The organism is Paenibacillus sp. EC2-1, assembly GCF_049311625.1.
In the GTDB taxonomy this organism is placed as follows: domain Bacteria; phylum Bacillota; class Bacilli; order Paenibacillales; family Paenibacillaceae; genus Paenibacillus_AQ.
The window spans coordinates 3,062,110-3,078,682 of the sequence record NZ_CP186006.1 but is presented as its reverse complement, the minus strand read 5'-3'; the positions used below and the strand labels follow the sequence as shown (position 1 = coordinate 3,078,682).

Genomic DNA, 16,573 nt, shown 5'->3' with positions numbered 1-16,573 from the left:
GGGCATGAAAAATGAAGTTCTCTTCATTTTCCGTGCCCTTATTCTTTGAATAAACACAAAAAAATGTAATCGTTTTCTCTCTTTCTTTTTTAAAGTAACATTCATACAAATATGAAGTTTCGTTTTTTCTTTATAAATAAGTATGCTAAAATAATCATATTAGTGATAACTAATATGTATGTATTCTACGATTTAAATACGGAGGGAATTATGGAGCTCATTCATCAAACAGAAGTTCAAAACATGATCGATAAGCTGACAGATCAAGATCTTTATATACATCTTGAGCTTACTACGGGAGCTTATGCTTCCCATCACGATATTTCCAAACATCCTGCTGCCAATTTTATTACAAATGCCCAAATCCGTTACACTCATGGATCTATTTCAGGAAATGGAACATTTCGGGTTGGATTAAAGATGGAGCATGGCTGGATTTACGCAGAAGGTTTGACCCATTATGACAAGAATGAGTCTGAACGACTGGTCATGGCAGGTCATGATAGTCAAGGTAAGCTCGTTGTTGCATTGCAATTAAGCCGGGAACCCTTCTAAAGAACAGGAGATGAGAAAGAATGAATCAACGCATACTGGTTGTATTACCCCACCCAGATGATGAGGCTTTCGGCCTTTCAGGCACGCTGGCCAAGCATATAGATCAAGGAGACCATGTTACTTATGCATGTCTAACATTGGGTGAGATGGGACGCAATATGGGAACCCCTCTGATTGCGAATCGTATTACACTTCCTTCAATTCGTAAAGTCGAGTTGGAAGAGTCTTGTCGTGCTATTGGCATCCAAGACTTGAGAATGCTAGGTTTTCATGATAAAACGATTGAATTTGAGGATCCTGAATTTCTGGATGGCGTCATTGATCAATTATTAAAAGAAATTCAACCGACACTTGTATATACTTTTTATCCAGGATACAGCGTGCATCCAGACCATGATGCCACTGGTGCGGCTGTTGTCCGGACAATACAGAAGTTACCGAAGCAAGAGCAACCAACGGTTCTGTGTATTGCCTTCGCTCGAAATTGTGAGGAAGCATTAGGCAAAGCAGATGTGTCTATTGATGTGACTGCTTATATTGAAGCGAAGATGAATTCTATTAAATCTCATCGGTCACAGTTCCAAGCTGCTGAATTATTAGGTAGCAAACAAATGAGCCCAGAAGAAATTAACAAACGATTTGCTAGAGAAACATTTTGGACTTATCGATTTGAATAACTTCGGGATCTAGTACAATACAGACTACAGCTCTGACGCTTGAATAGCGATCAGGGCTTTTTTTATTTGAAAATCAATTTTAAGTATTTTCGGTGTTTCAAGTTTATGCTAGTATCTTTAGGGAACGATTGTTCTTGGTTGTTGGAATCTAAGTCCAAGTAGGAGGAATCGATGTCAGATTTATATTCAGAAATCGATGAAGTGATTGCTTATATCCATAAGCACATCTATGATCCGCTTCCATTGTCTCATCTCGCTCAGCATATCTCATATAGTCCTTATCATTTCTCTCGAATATTTAAGGAGAGGGTAGGGCTATCCCCATTATATTATGTCTCTTCTATTCGGTTACAGAAGGCGAAGGACTTACTCTTGCAGAGTAATTTGACAGTGCGTGATATCGCACTCGAAATAGGTCAACAGAGTCTTGGAACGTTTACTACAAGATTTACGGAACGAGTGGGTATGTCTCCTTCTCAGTTTCGAAATTCAGCCGAACATGCTTCAAGCTTTTTCTCCTCACTCCAGCAGATTCAATCTTGGGTACCTGAAAATATGAACGCCGATCCTTGTGGCCAAGTTGAAGGTATGGTTCATGCAACGGAACACTTTGAAGGTGTCATATTGATTGGATTATTCCCTAAACCAATACCTGAAGGAATACCGATCCACGGAACGTTACTATCATCTTTAGGTTATTTCTCATTTGCAAATGTTAAACCAGGTACATACTATTTAATGGCAACGACTCTAGCTTGGAGCACAAACTTAACGGATATATTACTTCCTAAATTTACACTTCGAACAAGGTCTAGAGTGCCAATTGTTGTGAATAATGAAAATCGTGTGCCATTTCAGCAGATTATGCTGTATCCACCTCGTTTAGATGATCCACCCATTTTGATTTCACTTCCTTTACTTATGAGCAGTTTTCTGAATCGAATTTCACCGCAGTATTCGGAAATAGCAATCGAGAAGAAATAATATGATGAATCCTATGTTATGATGCAAATAACAACGAAATAACAAGGCGTGAATAACACATCCTAATGAAGAGGTGAACGTATTATGGCTTTAAAAGCGGATAAAATATTTGTGAATTTACCAGTAAAAGATCTTAATAAAACGGTTGAATTTTTCACGGAGATCGGGTTTGAGTTTAATCCTCAGTTCACAAATGAGAACGCAACTTGTATGGTAATCAGTGAACATATTTATGTAATGTTATTAGTTGAAGATTATTTCAAAACCTTCACGAAAAAAGAGATTTCTGATTCATCAAATTCTACTGAAGTGATCATAGCAATTTCTGCGGAGAACAGAGAACAGGTGGATGAGATTGTAAATAAAGCTCTGGCAGCGGGTGGACAACCAACTAATGATCCAGTGGATCACGGCTTTATGTACAGTAGGAGTTTCGAAGATATTAACGGTCATTTATGGGAAGTAGTCTATATGGACCCAAGTACAGTTGAACAAGCGTAATCTTTAGGGTACAACATCAATTAACCTTAACTATAAAACATCGCCGATAAGGCGATGTTTTTTTGTTTGGTTCAAAAGGAATCATTTCAGAATAATAGGAGGTGAGACTTAGTCCCAAATGATATATCCTTCACTGAATTGTACCTCTGTGAATCCCGCTAGGTGTTTAGATTGAAACATAATTGGGGATTTGCTGGCCATGATCAGTATATTTTGGGTATCAGTAGAATCCTGAACAGGAAGGGAAAAGGATCTTACATAAGGAAAAATATCGCAAGCTGTGGTATGGATGGCATGAATGAAAGAGTCGTTCTCACTTCTCCCTATAAGATTTAGGATAATTGAACCTTGTTCATCAAGCTTTTCTGATGCAGTTCGGAAGAATTCCCATGACACAAGATGATGAGGTGTCCCTTTATCCGTAAAAGCGTCAACGACGATATAATCTAGACCCTCGTTCTGTTCGCTCTCGAGTATGGCACGTCCATCGCCAATGATAATATTATCCTGATTATAGCCAAAATATTGGCGACTAAGATGAACGATCGGAGCACTGAGTTCTGCTACTTTACAGCGTTTATCCGAGAAATAACCTGGTAAGGTCCCAATCCCATGGCCGATAATGAATATATCTTCAAAAGTTGGATCGTTCCATTCGACTAGATGGATAATCGCTCTAGGATATTCGAATAGTATACGCTTAGGTTGATCCAAGTCGAGTGCTCCTTGAATGGCTTCATTCGAGAACTGTAATACTCGAAAATTCCCCTTCTCTCCATATAATTCTTGCGTATCCATGACGGTGATTTCTGGATGGTTGTTCTGTTCTTTCAGTTGTACGTGCAATAGTTTGGCCTCCAGGAAGTATCTCTAGAATATGTTTACGTAGTGTATCCCGTTCTATAGAGGGGCAGTCTCTAAGGTCGAAAGACTAGTAGGCTGCCCTTTTGTCTGCAGTCATGACGATCTTTCACCACGTGAAGAAACTTAAGAAATAGGAAAAACTACTTGGCTTCAAGCTCAACCATTGCTTGTTTACCGCTTACTTGAATACCTGTCTTCTTCTGCCCAACGTCTTTCAAGTCTTGTATGAGTTCTTCAAGGAGAGTTTTAGCTTTTGCTCCTTCTTTCCCCTGGATCCGGACAACGAGTGATACGGAATTTCCTGCACGAAGCAGCTTCTCAGCTTGATTTCTCTTTGTTTCATAATCATGTTCCTCGATATTCGGTGTAAGTCGGATCTCTTTTGTTTTCGCGGGTTGTTCTTTCTTGCGTGCTTGTTGGCGCTCTTCTTTAATTGCTCCGGAAGCCACTAGGCGACAAGGTGGAGGACTGCTAAATAAAGATGTGCAGACTAGATCTACTTTCATTTTACGAGCCATTTCAAGCGCTTGCTCCGTAGGGACGATCCCCAGAGCTTCTCCGTTGACACCCGTCAGCTCAACTTCAAGTGCTTTAATCTTCTCATTTTTTATCATGTTTTCATCAGGCCTCTCGTTCTTTATTGTGTATATATCTTACCCTCCGACTGAGATTAGATCAAATTCATTGAGCATATATAATCAAACCCATAGAACTTTTAATAAATAAACAATTTATATAATTGTTTATTTTATAATAGATATAAACTTAAATTGTTTATAAAAATAACCAAAAAAGCGTTGCTTTTCATTAATTAGCACCATATAATGACTACAGACTTGAACGAGGAGGTTACGCAAGATGACACGAGCAATATATGGACATCAGGAAGCCCAGAATGTTGTAGCAAGTCCAATTTAAAGAAAAGGATTGATCAAGTATGTTGAAGAATCGTTATGTGCAAACCATCATGCTCTCGAGTGTGTTTCTCCAGCTTGGCATATGGATACGAAATTTTGCGATTTTGTTATATGTTACAAACCTCACGAATAACGACCCCTTATATGTATCTCTTATTTCGGTGGTAGAATATGCCCCAATCTTTATCTTTGCTATTATAGGAGGGACATTTGCAGATCGTTGGAAGCCTAAAAGGACGATGGTATGGTGTGATATACTTTCGGGACTATCTGTCGTTGCCGTGATGCTCGCATTGAATTTTGGTGGATGGTACACGCTGCTCTTGGGGACTTTGATTTCATCTAGCTTGTCTCAATTTTGGCAGCCGTCGGCTATGAGGTTCTATAAAGAGCATGTACCCAGTGACCAGGTTCAAGGTGTTATGGCACTATCTCAATCATTAATGGCTATTTTCATGGTACTTGGTCCTGTAATCGGTACATTTATTTTCCTGAATTATGGAATAGAGGTTTCTCTTGGTTTGACAGCTCTTATGTTTTTTGTGTCCGCACTTATTCTGACCAGACTTCCACGTGATCAGCAGGGAGTAACTAGAGAGAAAAGCAGCTTTATGGGTGAGATGAAAGAGGGGCTTCAATATCTTTGGAATAATGTATCTTTGAGAACATTAAGTGTTTCATTTGCTGCAAGCGGGCTCGCGGTTGGAATGATTCAGCCTTTGATGCTATTTATCACGATCGAGAAGTTAGGAAGGGATAAAGAGTTCTTACAGTGGCTTCTTATGGCAAATGGTGGCGCTATGCTAGTAGGCGGAGCAGTCATTATGAGTTTAGCTGCCAAAATGAAACCTCAACTTATGCTTGCACTCGGTCTTGTTGTAAGTGCAATTGTCACAGTAGGTATTGGGGCATCGAGCGTCGTGTGGGTGACGATAATACTTCAGATGATCAGTGGATTTTTCTACCCATGCATTCAAGTGGGGATTCAAACACTTATTATGAAAAATACGGAGACCGCTTATATAGGAAGAGTTGGAGGAGCGATTACACCTATTTTTATGGGGATGATGGTTCTAGGTATGTCATTTTCAGGGTTCCTTAAAGAACAGTCTTCCTTATTCATCGTGTTTAGCGCAAGTGGAATACTGTTTATTATAGGTTCCATTGTGCTGGCTCCACTATTTAAAAATACCGAACGGGTACATGAGCAGGCAGTGCTTAGTCGAAGGTAACGAGATTAACATATTTGTATATGTAGAAACTGAACAACTATAATATATGTGTGGTGATGGTAAACAAAATGTTTCAGATCAGTAGTTTTTTCATAACCGAGTATGATGCTATAATAGGAAAGTAAAATTTATAAAGAAAGCGGGAACATCATGGGTCGTAAATGGAATAATATCAAAGAAAAGAAAGCTTCAAAGGATGCAAATACAAGTCGTATTTATGCGAAATTTGGAGTTGAAATCTATGTAGCAGCCAAAAAAGGCGAGCCGGATCCCGAATCAAACCGTGCTTTGAAAGTCGTTCTTGAACGGGCCAAAACGTATAACGTACCAAAAGCAATAATCGATCGTGCTATGGATAAAGCAAAAGGAAGTTCAGAAGAAACGTATACGGAGCTTCGTTATGAAGGATTTGGACCTAACGGGGCAATGGTTATTGTTGATACATTGACGAATAACGTAAACCGTACAGCTTCTGATGTGCGTTCTGCCTTTAACAAGAACGGCGGAAACATGGGCGTGAGCGGATCGGTAGCATATATGTTTGATGCGACTGCTGTAATAGGTGTAAAAGGCAAAACATTGGACGAGGTATTCGAATTGCTGATGGAAGCTGATGTTGAGGTTCGTGATATCATGGAAGAAGAAGATTCTGTTATTGTATATGCGGAACCAGATCAATTCCACGAGGTTCAAGAAGCGTTCAAAAATGTTGGTATTACAGAATTTACGGTTGCTGAATTAACGATGCTTCCACAAAATTATGTCGAGCTTCCGGAAGACGCAATGCCACAGTTTGAGAAACTGATTGACGCACTTGAGGATTTAGAGGATGTTCAGCAAGTATTCCATAATGTTGACTCTGAAGAGTAACCCTTTTGGGTCATACATACAAAAAAAGTCGCTATATAGCGGCTTTTTTTGTTGAATCTATTTGCAAATAGACGATTATTTCAGTATGATTTACATGACAATTGAAATGCTAATGTGTAACTGGCGGAACATGGGCAACCATGAGGGAGCACATTGTTGGCAGTGCCGTACGCCTGGGCAGAGGTAAGGAGTTTCTTTCTCCTTGCCTCTTTTTTATCTACATTTTATTGTAGATCAATCCGAAAAAGTGAGGGATAGCCAATGTTACAGTCTAAAAAAATGTTATTACTCGGCTCTGGTGAGCTGGGGAAGGAAGTCATTATTGAAGCGCAGCGATTAGGGGTGGAGACGGTTGCCGTTGACCGTTACGAACATGCACCTGCTATGCAGGTAGCGAACCGCAGCTATGTGATCGATATGCTAGATGAACAGAAATTACGTGAAATTATTGAACTGGAAAATCCGGATCTAATCGTTCCAGAAATTGAGGCTTTAGCGACTTCTGAATTGTTGAAACTTGAGGAGGAAGGCCATCGGGTTATTCCTACCGCAAGGGCAGCTAAACTGACGATGGATCGTGAGGGGATTAGACGACTAGCTTCAGAGAAGCTTAGTCTGCCAACAGCAGGTTATAAATTTGCGGATACATATGAAGAATTTGTTCAAGCGGTCCATGAGATGGGCTATCCCTGTGTCATTAAGCCACTAATGAGCTCGTCAGGTAAAGGACAAAGCGTTTGCCGTGAGGAGAAGGACATCGAGAAATGTTGGAGCATTGCCATGGAGGGAGGACGGGTTCAGAATGGTCGGGTCATCATTGAAGAGTTCATCCGTTTTGAATCTGAAATTACACTTTTAACGGTCCGCAGCGTGAATGGAACGAGCTACTGTGCACCTATTGGGCATGTTCAAGAGAGCGGAGATTACATTGAATCATGGCAACCACATCATATGACTGATGAACAACTTGAAGAAGCTAAGCATATTGCTAGAACGATTACGGATGAATTGGGCGGATATGGTCTGTTTGGTGTTGAATTATTCTTAACAGAAGATAAAGTGTATTTTAGCGAAGTTTCCCCTCGCCCGCATGATACAGGATTAGTAACCCTAGTCACTCAAAATCTATCCGAGTTTGCTCTTCATGTTCGTGCAATTCTAGGCTATCCTATTCCGGAAATTGTTCAATTATTACCGGGTGCCAGTCGCCCATTGAAAGCAGATAAGGAATTGGAGAATTATCAAATTACCGGTGTGGAGAAAGCACTATCTGTTTCAAACACCCAGGTACGTATATTTGGTAAGCCTGTGAGTAAATTGGGTCGGAGAATGGCCGTTGCGTTATCCACGGCTGATACGGTTGAAGAAGCACGTATTCTTGCCAAGCAAGCACTTGATGGGCTTGCTGTAGAAGAGGCTTAATTCATATTTCATCTAACGATATTAGAATTAAAAAAGTATAAGGGCCGTGTGTTAGCTGTATAGAATAGCTGATCCACGGCTTTTTTCGATCTTTACATTGATCATCTATTCATGGAAAATAAATATAATATTGGGGATTTAGGAGAGGGTGGTCAAATGAAAACGACAATTTATTTTGTCAGGCACGGCATCGCTCCATTTTCATTAGAACAAGAGAAAACATCAGGCGGAGCAAGACTTAATGAGCAAGGGCAAGCAGATGCGCAAAGAGTGGCAACCTTGTTAGAAGATAAGCGGATTGATGTTATTGTCTCCAGTTCCCACCATCGGGCTAGAGAAACGGTTTTACCACTTGCTGAGCTGCTACATAAAGACATCATTTTGTACAATGAGCTTATTGAAAGGCCTATCGCTACCCTAAATGAAGCAATATCTGAAGAGGAGTTAATTAAGGCTATCGAACGGTCATTTACGGATAAAGATTATTGTATGCCTGAAGGAGAGACAACTAGACAAGCTCAGGAGAGGGCTATGCCTGTCATCTTTAAATTACTATCGGATTACCAAGGGAAGAGAATGGTCATTGGCACACATGGTAATATCATGACGATTATTATGAATTACTTCGACTCGAATTACGGATTCAACTTCTGGCAACAGACTTCAAAACCAGATATTTATGAAGTTGAATTCGAAGATAAACAGTTAATATCAGTTCAAAGGTTATGGGATTGTTGATCCGAAAGATCATCCTAGATTTTCAACAATTGGATGCACAAACGATCAATCCACTTATAATTTACATTAAAGTCCCTTCTAAACTATTACGACATTACATGGATAACATCAATGATTTACTTCATCAAGTTTACAATTAGCATGAATGTTGTAAGATGAAATAGTACAATTAATTGAGCTCGAATGGTAGTCCTTCGACATATGACCTATGCTACCTAGAGCTGTTCTATGGAAAGAAGGGATACGCAATATATGTTGAATAAAGAATTTGACCGTCAAGTTGAGAATTTAATAAATAAAGGATATCCTGCTCTAATAGGTCTTGAAGCTGAAGGGTTCAAGAAGAGATTAGAACCACTTCGAGCTGTCATCGATGCCTCTAATACTTTGGAAGAATCAGAAGAACGTATTCCCTTTGTGATTGTCATCAAGGGGGATTGGGTGAATGGGGAATTAGCGATGGGGCTCGTAGAGCGAAATAATAAAAAGGGCTTTAGCGTGATGGAAGCAGAAGAGGTTGAAAGATTCAAGCCGATTGAGGGCATTCAATTACCGAATGGGATGGCTTATCTGGTCTTGGATATCGATACTGGGGAGTCCACTCGTAATATTACGCCCAACGATTCTATTAAAATAATCATTAACGAGAATCGCTCCCCATTGACACTGGAAGAGGGAGTTGCGGTTATAACGCATTATCCGGATATGTTAATGAAAAATAAAGGATTCTCTCTGCTTGGATCACGGTGTGGAGATAAGAGGGTAACAGCTTTGTGGATTAGCGAAGGGAAACCTAAGCTTGGCTGGTGTTGGGCAGGTAATCCACATACATGGTTGGGCTCCGCATCCTGTGCATCAAGAGCAGGAATATAATAATATAACGGTTAATAACGAGAGGGAAGATTTCACATGATTAATGATCAGGTAGATACAACGGGTGAAGTGCTTCTTAGCTCACACACCGAAGAATATTGGAGACGCCGGAAGAGAGAACTCAAAGAATGGGATCGTGCACCTAAAATACGTAAACATCCGAAAAGAACTACAATGTTTAATGGGGTCGAGGTGGATGTTGAGATCTATTCGGCCCTATATAAGCTCAACCAGATCGGAGTTCAGACTGAATTTTCGTGTGCCGGTGTGAGTCCATTAGATGAACCTATAGAGCATTCGTTATATGCCTATGTCACTTTCTTGGATGGAGAAGCTGCTGAACGATTTACCTGGATCATACGGGATGTGATGAAACATCGTGCTCTACTCACTTATGAGTCTGATCGAAATCGATATGATGTATCATCATTCTTCATTGGTCATAACCGAACGTTCTGTTACTTACTCGATCATTGCGCTGAAATTATGAAAAGCCGCACTCTGTAGTTGGAGTGCGGCGTTCTTTTTATGAGCTAGAAGAATTAGTTTACACATGTATTCTTAATTGTTGAGAGATAACGGAAGTTCCTTCACACCTCGAACTAGCATGCCAGGTCTCCACTCAAGATCTTGTATGTTGTCTCGAAGCTGGATGTTCGGAAAACGCTGTAATAAGGTGTTGATAGCAATTTCTGCTTCTAGACGAGCAAGTGGTGCACCTAGACATAAGTGAATACCCTTTCCGAACGCGAGATGCTGGCTTTTCTCTCGAGTAATATTGAAAATGTCAGGATCATTAAACTGCCGAGGATCACGATTAGCGGAATTAAGCGAAACAATGACCAAATCCCCCCGAGTCATCTGCACCCCTCTAAACTCGAAATCTTCACTTGCCCAGCGAGAAGTACTAAATTCAACCGGGCCGTTAAATCTTAGCATCTCTTCAATCGCGCCATGAATCAGTTCAGGCTGATCTTGAAGTAACTTACGTTGTTCTGGATGTTCAAGTAGGGCTAATACGCCATTGCCAATTAAATTTACGGTCGTCTCATGGCCTGCAATGATCATCAGAATAACGACTCCGTACAACTCCTGCTCACTTAGACGATCATCTTGTTCTTCAGCAAGAAGCAACTGACTGATCAAGTCATTCCCTGGATTTTCACGTACTTTTGAGAACCATTCTCCAAGATACTTAACGAATTCGTCCATATGCTGAATGACAATTTCTTCACTAGTATCCTGATTGGAAGTATCAATGATAGAATTCGACCAGATTCTGAATTTATCTCGATCTTCAAGCGGGACGCCTAGCAATTCACTAATGACGATGATTGGCAATAAGAAGGCGTAATCATCAATCAGATTCATATGATCTTGTGAGGATACTGCATCGAGCAGATCATCAGCAATATCCTGAATATGATCTCTCATGCCTGCGATTAACTGAGGAGTAAAGCTTTTCTGCATCAGTAAACGCAGCCGCTTGTGATCAGGTGGATCGGAGAATAACATGTTACTTGAAAATACACTTGCTGATTCTTCGCCATAAATTTTTGTAATATCCTTAATGAAGCGTGGGTCCTTTAAAACCGTTTCAGCATCTTCATAACTACTGACCAGCCAACCAACGTTACCATCGGGAAACCTCATTTTGAGTAATGGGTCGTTCTTTCTTAAGTTGTCGTAAATCGGATAAGGATTATCTGTGAACTCCTTCGAAAACAAATTACTCATGACATCGTTAGTATTCATAGACATGATCTCCTCTCGCATTACAACCATTTCCATTATAAGATAAAAGCTTCTCCATAAATAGGATGGTAAGTAGAATAATCAGATTATTTCAACTCGAAAGGAAGCTTGATGCCGAAATGTTCTATAAGAGCCTGAGCGTACTCTTCAGGTGTTGATGGTGAGAAGATGTGGACTTGTCCAGATGTAAAAATCCGAAATTCTTGGTCATCTACCGTATTACGGCCGTCTTTGGTACGTATATAAACCTTGGCTCCTTTATTAAATACGGATTCAGGAGAATACTGACACCAATAAGAAGTCGTTTCATAATCTTGTGGCAAATTGGGCTCCTCCGTAAAGGAATAAATGGGGTCTAGTTCTCCATGTTTTCGTTCGTATAACATCCAACCATATGGAGCCGATTTTTGAACTAAATAGATCTCATCTCCTTGTATATGCTCTATATTTTCAATTAATTCAAACGGTTGCCGAGGGGATGCTCCGGCGCCTACGTCGGCGATGAAACGTCGGTTATCGATTTCAATATGTAAAATGTGATGTCTACGTTTAGAAGGCGTATTCGTTTCTCCCCGCCAGAAACGTCCAAAATAATGCGTAACATTAAAGCCAAGCTCTTGCAATAGCCATCCAAACAACGCATTCAGTTCAAAACAGAAACCTCCGCGCTGTTTAGTCACGATTTTATTAAATAGGTGTGGTATGTCGAGAGAAATAGGAATGCCGCCTAGTATATCAAGGTTCTCATAGGGAACGGTGTGAACATGAAGTTCTTGTAATTGCGAGAGTACTTCTATGTTTGGGTTCAAAGGGCCGTTGTAACCGATTCGCTTCAAGTATTGTTGTACATTCGGTTGGATATCCATATGTTCAATGAGCACCACATTTCTGTTTAGTATATATATGGTTATATCATAAAAATTACGACAACGAAGATTAATTGAAAGGCGAATAGAATAGGGCATCCATCAGCTAACTGAAAGACGCCCTTCTAATTCATCTATTTATTTATCTATGCTGCCATCCGTTACCAATATATTGTTGAGGCCGCTGCTCTGTATTTGTGGAATGGTAAGGACAGGTCGGTGCGTGGTAATTGTTATTTTGCTGATATATGTTCTGTTGCCCTTGATAATGATCTGGATTTGATGGTTGCCGATGTGAAGGCTTGCATGTATTGGGTGGTCCAATAACGACAGTTTCCTGAATAGGAGCGAAGGCTTCTTGTACACTTTGTTCATTTAAACAGTACGTATGTGCAAGGATACTTGCAGGGGTTAAGCGTAAGACATCCGAGCCTGGTATAAATTCGGGAACAGGAGCATCAAAGATGGCCAAGAGATGTGTATGATCTACGGTCGCAATCTCATAGTGCCACCAACCCTGGGGGACATTCGCTACTTGGCCGGGTTGAATTGGGATATTAATTAGTGTCTTAGTAAATGGATTAATTAAGGATACGATAGCTGCCCCTGATATACAATACACAAGTTCTGATGCATTTTGGTGCGTATGAGGTTCAACAACATTAGATTTACTAAGAAAAATATCTAATAATGATACATTGCCTAATGTATTTAATTGTTTAATGGAAAGAGCATTGATGTAGTTCTGATCATCCTTTTTAAAAAACTGATTCTGACTTAAATCGTAGGAGTACTGTACATTTGGTGAAGTAAAATCCATATAGGAGTTCATTCTTTATGTCCGCCTTCCTTTGAAGAGAAATAGGTGTTTGACCCTGGATAAAGCATTTTATGTTCATCCTTATCAAACGTCACTCATTTTAAAAAGTTCGATAAATTGACACGATTGGAGATTTATTAACTGATTATAGAAACTATTTCCTATCTTTGACGTTTAATAATATGACGAAATGGTAAACAAAACTAGAGATAGAAGGAGTCAGAGAATGAAACTAAAGAAATTATCGATTGTAACGGTTCTAGCATTATCGCAAGTTGCTATAGCTATACCTGTCGGAGCGGAAGCAGTTAACACAGAAGTACCACAAGAGAAGGTTGTTCAAGAAGTACCAAAAGCTACTCCTCAAACAACAGAAGAAACTAAAAAAGCTGTAGATACGAAATCTCAACCAACAGAAGTTACTGAGGAGACACCAAAAACAGCAGAAACATCTTCCACAGCAACGGAAGGTAATAAAGAAGACGTTTCAGATACGACGCCTCCAACAACGAGTGAGGGAGCGACAGAAGAGGAAGCAATTCCTTCGAAACCAGATCCAGTAACGCCAGTGAAACCAGTTAACATGAATGAACTTATTCTTTACTTCAACAGCACTAAGATGGAACACGGTGGAAAAGTCTATAACTCACCTCAGCCTATGCAAGTTAAGAAAGGTGTATCTTATGTTCCAATTCGTGCACTCGTAGACCGTGTTGGGTTCAAAGTGACTTATGATAAGAAAACAAAAGAAACAGTTATTATTAAAGGAAGTAACGAACTTCGTTTCAAAACGGACAGCAGCAATTATACGGTAAATGGTGTTACGAAAACCATGAAAGGAACTTCTTTTCAGACTAAAAGCACTTTTATGGTTCCATTAACAGCCATCACTCAAGCTCTTAATATCCCATACAAAGCAGATAACGTTGGAAAGCGGGTGATTATGACCCTGGAAACCAAACCGGTAGCTAAATTTACGGTTCAGCAAAAAGAGATTTTGGCGGGCGAAACTTTGGTTACCTTTAAAACAGAAACAGAGTCGCCGATTGGTCTAGAGATTGTGGATGAACGGTGGGAAGGTAAGCAAGATATTTATGATACGGCAGGAGAATACATAGTTACTTATTCTGTTCAAGATGCAAGCGGTACTTGGAGTGAACCTTACTCTCAGACCATAACGGTCGTTCAGCCGAATCAACCTCCAGTCGCTTCATTTACAACGGATAAGGTTGAATACAAGATGGGTGAGTTAATTGAGATCACCGATGAAAGTTATGATGATGGCACGATTACGAACCATCAATGGGAGAACAGAGCGTATGCTTTTTTCACACCAGGACCTAAAACGATCAAATTAACCGTAACAGATAACAAAGGGTTAACGGCTTCATATGAAACCATGATCAACATTACGAATGAAACACTTTATAGTGAAAATGACTTTAATATGCTCTTTATTCCCGAAGGGGAGAAGTTCACATTTGATAGCGGATCTGTTCCTTCCAGACCCAAGATCAGTTATGCATTTGAAGATGAAACAAGCACATTGGTACGTAGTAACAGCCCAGAAACCGTGAATGCAGAAGGTGTAGTCTATCGTGAAACGGTTGCCGGTGATATGCGGTTTATGATTCACCACGTTAACAATCTTGAGAAGAATGTGAAGATGTATGTTGTAGCAACAAATATTAATGAAACAGATGCAACGCTGCGAACGGATTATTTAGGTTTTGCAGGGCCTTCATACATAGCTACTGCAGCAGGTAAAAAATCAGTTCTTAACTATTTCCAATCCATGCAGGATGGTTCCAAGCAATCAACAATAACACTGAAGCCGGGTGAACGTAAACTGGTGATGCTGGAGCTAAGCAAGACGAGAATGAAGAAAGGGGATGTTATCTCTTTATTCTCTGACTTATATAGTGATTCTCCATTGAAGTTTGATGTGATTATGATTGATGAGAAATCAGATCCGTTAGCTGTGCTTGATCAGCTGCCTTTACTGGATCGAGATGGGGTCCACAACCGTGGAACATACCCAAATTCGACGCGTGTGATCCGTTATATGGAGCAGGTAGGGAATGTAGCACAACGTCTCGCTCTGGGAGATAATATTGATGATCCGAATTTGGCAGGTATGGACCCAATGTACGGAGAAGTAGCTTCGAACACAGGAAACTTTGGAGTGCTGTACAAAATCACTTTAGATCGTGTTGCACCGAACACACTTGTTTCGTTTAATCCGCGTGGTGGTAAGTATTCCGGTTATGCAATGGTGAACGGTGCAATTACGCCGATTTACTCTGCAGGTCAAGTTAAGCCAGATGAAATGGCGGTCTTGTATCGAACTGGCGACTACGAGCAAAAGGTTGAGATTTTACTGACAGCTGCACCAGGAAGTAATTTGCCTGTTAACCTGTTGTTCACTCCATTGCCTAAGAAATAGAAAAGAAATAAATACTCGCCTGGAAATGAATTAACAGATGGTAAGCGAATTATGGAAGCTGTCCCAATAGTAGATCTTTTCTACTCTGGGACAGCTTTTTATTTTATTTTCATATCCGATTCTGATGAGAGATGGGCTGTAGCAGAATTCCCACAATCGATCGGACAAGTCTCTGATCTTCATCTATAATGAGAAAAGAAAGAGAAATATTACAACAGGAGGAAACCGTATGAAATTATCTGAAGTCATATTAAGATCACATCAATTGGAAGAGATCAAAGGTTTTTACGGTACGCTTCTTGGGCTGGATGTGTTAGAAGATCAACCTCTAAAAATATCTTTTCAGGCGGGCAGTACGAGGTTCACTTTTTGCAAAGCTTCAATGAATGAACAAACGCATTATCATATTGCATTTACGATTCCTACCAATAAATATTCAGAAGCGAAGCAGTGGTTAAATGGACGGGGGATTTCACTATTCTCCAAGGATGGACAGAATGAGTTCATATTCGAGAATTGGAATGCAACAGCGATGTATTTCTACGATCCAGATGGTAATCTGGTCGAATTCATAGCTCATCATACACTAAACAATTCGACGAATGAAGTTTTCGGACCACAGCATTTGCTTCGGATCAGTGAGATTGGTCTTCCTTCCGATAACGTTTCGCAGGCCGCACAAGATCTGAAAGATAACTTTGGACTTGAACTTTGGAGTGGGGACGGAGTGCAATTCGCAGCACTTGGCGACGCAGAGGGGTTATTGATAGTGGTGGATAAGCAGCGGCTATGGTTTCCTGATGGAAGCACACCTGGGATATTCGAAACCAAAGTTACTATGGAAGGGACGAATCTCGGTAGAATCGTTCTTCAAAGCGGTCTTTATGAAATATCGAACTTGAAATAATAATGTATTAAACAGGATAGGAGCTATCCCAAAAGATCCAAGATCTTGCGGTATAGCTTCTTTTTCCTATTGTTAGACGCTACGCGTACGAATCATTCCTCCCATCGCTGTTGTGCTTCCCAGCGTATTTTCCGTAACTTTCTCTG

Annotated in this window: 17 protein-coding genes and 1 riboswitch; of the genes, 12 read left to right on the top strand and 5 right to left on the bottom strand. The window is 40.2% G+C overall.

Going from position 1 to position 16,573, the window contains the following annotated elements; translation table 11 throughout:
- The first annotated feature begins 210 nt into the window (after positions 1 to 210).
- From ACK8P5_RS14430 to ACK8P5_RS14415, 4 genes are all read left to right on the top strand, one after another.
- Positions 211 to 555 (top strand): YojF family protein, encoded by a 345-nt coding sequence (locus ACK8P5_RS14430; RefSeq protein WP_422656976.1) that lies wholly within the window; start codon positions 211 to 213, stop codon positions 553 to 555.
- A gap of 20 nt (positions 556 to 575) precedes the next feature.
- Positions 576 to 1,232 (top strand): bacillithiol biosynthesis deacetylase BshB2, encoded by a 657-nt coding sequence (gene bshB2, locus ACK8P5_RS14425; protein WP_422656975.1) that lies wholly within the window; start codon positions 576 to 578, stop codon positions 1,230 to 1,232.
- Between the two features lie 171 nt (positions 1,233 to 1,403).
- Entirely contained in the window at positions 1,404 to 2,216 is an 813-nt protein-coding gene (locus ACK8P5_RS14420; protein WP_422656974.1) for a helix-turn-helix transcriptional regulator, read from the top strand.
- An 84-nt stretch (positions 2,217 to 2,300) separates the two neighbouring features.
- Positions 2,301 to 2,717, top strand: coding sequence for a VOC family protein (locus ACK8P5_RS14415; RefSeq protein WP_422656973.1), 417 nt, complete (start codon positions 2,301 to 2,303; stop codon positions 2,715 to 2,717).
- Positions 2,718 to 2,825: 108 nt separating this feature from the next.
- Here the strand turns inward: ACK8P5_RS14415 and ACK8P5_RS14410 are convergent, their stop codons facing one another.
- Both ACK8P5_RS14410 and infC read right to left on the bottom strand, forming a co-directional pair.
- Complete coding sequence (locus ACK8P5_RS14410) at positions 2,826 to 3,563, bottom strand: spermidine synthase (RefSeq protein ID WP_422656972.1); 738 nt, start codon at positions 3,561 to 3,563, stop codon at positions 2,826 to 2,828.
- Between the two features lie 158 nt (positions 3,564 to 3,721).
- Complete coding sequence (gene infC, locus ACK8P5_RS14405) at positions 3,722 to 4,195, bottom strand: translation initiation factor IF-3 (protein WP_422656971.1); 474 nt, start codon at positions 4,193 to 4,195, stop codon at positions 3,722 to 3,724.
- A gap of 323 nt (positions 4,196 to 4,518) precedes the next feature.
- Between infC and ACK8P5_RS14400 the strand changes: the two genes are divergently transcribed.
- The 6 genes from ACK8P5_RS14400 to ACK8P5_RS14375 all read left to right on the top strand — a co-directional run bounded on the left by ACK8P5_RS14400 (position 4,519) and on the right by ACK8P5_RS14375 (position 10,140).
- A complete protein-coding gene (locus tag ACK8P5_RS14400; protein WP_422656970.1) occupies positions 4,519 to 5,730 on the top strand; it encodes an MFS transporter in 1,212 nt (403 codons plus the stop codon).
- Between the two features lie 150 nt (positions 5,731 to 5,880).
- On the top strand, positions 5,881 to 6,600 hold the full coding sequence (locus ACK8P5_RS14395) for a YebC/PmpR family DNA-binding transcriptional regulator (protein ID WP_422656969.1): 720 nt from the start codon (positions 5,881 to 5,883) through the stop codon (positions 6,598 to 6,600).
- A gap of 106 nt (positions 6,601 to 6,706) precedes the next feature.
- Positions 6,707 to 6,786: riboswitch (ZMP/ZTP riboswitch) on the top strand.
- 75 nt (positions 6,787 to 6,861) lie between these two features.
- A complete protein-coding gene (gene purT / locus ACK8P5_RS14390; protein WP_422656968.1) occupies positions 6,862 to 8,022 on the top strand; it encodes a phosphoribosylglycinamide formyltransferase 2 in 1,161 nt (386 codons plus the stop codon).
- A gap of 156 nt (positions 8,023 to 8,178) precedes the next feature.
- Complete coding sequence (locus ACK8P5_RS14385; protein WP_422656967.1) at positions 8,179 to 8,760, top strand: histidine phosphatase family protein; 582 nt, start codon at positions 8,179 to 8,181, stop codon at positions 8,758 to 8,760.
- Between the two features lie 252 nt (positions 8,761 to 9,012).
- Positions 9,013 to 9,633 (top strand): DUF5701 family protein, encoded by a 621-nt coding sequence (locus tag ACK8P5_RS14380; RefSeq protein ID WP_422656966.1) that lies wholly within the window; start codon positions 9,013 to 9,015, stop codon positions 9,631 to 9,633.
- Between the two features lie 36 nt (positions 9,634 to 9,669).
- Positions 9,670 to 10,140 (top strand): hypothetical protein, encoded by a 471-nt coding sequence (locus tag ACK8P5_RS14375; protein ID WP_422656965.1) that lies wholly within the window; start codon positions 9,670 to 9,672, stop codon positions 10,138 to 10,140.
- Between the two features lie 54 nt (positions 10,141 to 10,194).
- On the opposite strand, the gene ACK8P5_RS14370 is transcribed toward ACK8P5_RS14375, so the two are convergent.
- From ACK8P5_RS14370 to ACK8P5_RS14360, 3 genes are all read right to left on the bottom strand, one after another.
- The gene (locus tag ACK8P5_RS14370) at positions 10,195 to 11,388 is read right to left on the bottom strand and encodes a cytochrome P450 family protein (RefSeq protein WP_422656964.1); all 1,194 of its coding nucleotides are present in this window, start codon (positions 11,386 to 11,388) and stop codon (positions 10,195 to 10,197) included.
- Positions 11,389 to 11,474: 86 nt separating this feature from the next.
- On the bottom strand, positions 11,475 to 12,254 hold the full coding sequence (locus ACK8P5_RS14365) for an arylamine N-acetyltransferase family protein (protein ID WP_422656963.1): 780 nt from the start codon (positions 12,252 to 12,254) through the stop codon (positions 11,475 to 11,477).
- A gap of 142 nt (positions 12,255 to 12,396) precedes the next feature.
- Positions 12,397 to 13,086, bottom strand: a complete 690-nt coding sequence (locus tag ACK8P5_RS14360) for a cupin domain-containing protein (protein WP_422656962.1) — start codon at positions 13,084 to 13,086, stop codon at positions 12,397 to 12,399.
- 214 nt (positions 13,087 to 13,300) lie between these two features.
- On the opposite strand from ACK8P5_RS14360, the gene ACK8P5_RS14355 reads away from it, so the two are divergent.
- Together ACK8P5_RS14355 and ACK8P5_RS14350 are read left to right on the top strand one after the other, a co-directional pair.
- Positions 13,301 to 15,520, top strand: coding sequence for a stalk domain-containing protein (locus ACK8P5_RS14355; protein WP_422656961.1), 2,220 nt, complete (start codon positions 13,301 to 13,303; stop codon positions 15,518 to 15,520).
- A gap of 229 nt (positions 15,521 to 15,749) precedes the next feature.
- The gene (locus ACK8P5_RS14350; RefSeq protein WP_422656960.1) at positions 15,750 to 16,427 is read left to right on the top strand and encodes a VOC family protein; all 678 of its coding nucleotides are present in this window, start codon (positions 15,750 to 15,752) and stop codon (positions 16,425 to 16,427) included.
- Positions 16,428 to 16,573: the final 146 nt, after the last annotated feature.

Excerpts from the sequence above, each read along its gene's own strand:
- ACK8P5_RS14430 (WP_422656976.1), top strand. The coding sequence starts at position 211 with ATGGAGCTCATTCATCAAACAGAAGTTCAAAACATGATCGATAAGCTG.
- bshB2 (WP_422656975.1), top strand. The coding sequence starts at position 576 with ATGAATCAACGCATACTGGTTGTATTACCCCACCCAGATGATGAGGCT.
- ACK8P5_RS14420 (WP_422656974.1), top strand. The coding sequence starts at position 1,404 with ATGTCAGATTTATATTCAGAAATCGATGAAGTGATTGCTTATATCCAT.
- ACK8P5_RS14415 (WP_422656973.1), top strand. The coding sequence starts at position 2,301 with ATGGCTTTAAAAGCGGATAAAATATTTGTGAATTTACCAGTAAAAGAT.
- infC (WP_422656971.1), bottom strand. The coding sequence starts at position 4,195 with ATGATAAAAAATGAGAAGATTAAAGCACTTGAAGTTGAGCTGACGGGT.
- ACK8P5_RS14400 (WP_422656970.1), top strand. The coding sequence starts at position 4,519 with ATGTTGAAGAATCGTTATGTGCAAACCATCATGCTCTCGAGTGTGTTT.
- ACK8P5_RS14395 (WP_422656969.1), top strand. The coding sequence starts at position 5,881 with ATGGGTCGTAAATGGAATAATATCAAAGAAAAGAAAGCTTCAAAGGAT.
- purT (WP_422656968.1), top strand. The coding sequence starts at position 6,862 with ATGTTACAGTCTAAAAAAATGTTATTACTCGGCTCTGGTGAGCTGGGG.
- ACK8P5_RS14385 (WP_422656967.1), top strand. The coding sequence starts at position 8,179 with ATGAAAACGACAATTTATTTTGTCAGGCACGGCATCGCTCCATTTTCA.
- ACK8P5_RS14380 (WP_422656966.1), top strand. The coding sequence starts at position 9,013 with ATGTTGAATAAAGAATTTGACCGTCAAGTTGAGAATTTAATAAATAAA.
- ACK8P5_RS14375 (WP_422656965.1), top strand. The coding sequence starts at position 9,670 with ATGATTAATGATCAGGTAGATACAACGGGTGAAGTGCTTCTTAGCTCA.
- ACK8P5_RS14370 (WP_422656964.1), bottom strand. The coding sequence starts at position 11,388 with ATGAATACTAACGATGTCATGAGTAATTTGTTTTCGAAGGAGTTCACA.
- ACK8P5_RS14365 (WP_422656963.1), bottom strand. The coding sequence starts at position 12,254 with ATGGATATCCAACCGAATGTACAACAATACTTGAAGCGAATCGGTTAC.
- ACK8P5_RS14360 (WP_422656962.1), bottom strand. The coding sequence starts at position 13,086 with ATGAACTCCTATATGGATTTTACTTCACCAAATGTACAGTACTCCTAC.
- ACK8P5_RS14355 (WP_422656961.1), top strand. The coding sequence starts at position 13,301 with ATGAAACTAAAGAAATTATCGATTGTAACGGTTCTAGCATTATCGCAA.
- ACK8P5_RS14350 (WP_422656960.1), top strand. The coding sequence starts at position 15,750 with ATGAAATTATCTGAAGTCATATTAAGATCACATCAATTGGAAGAGATC.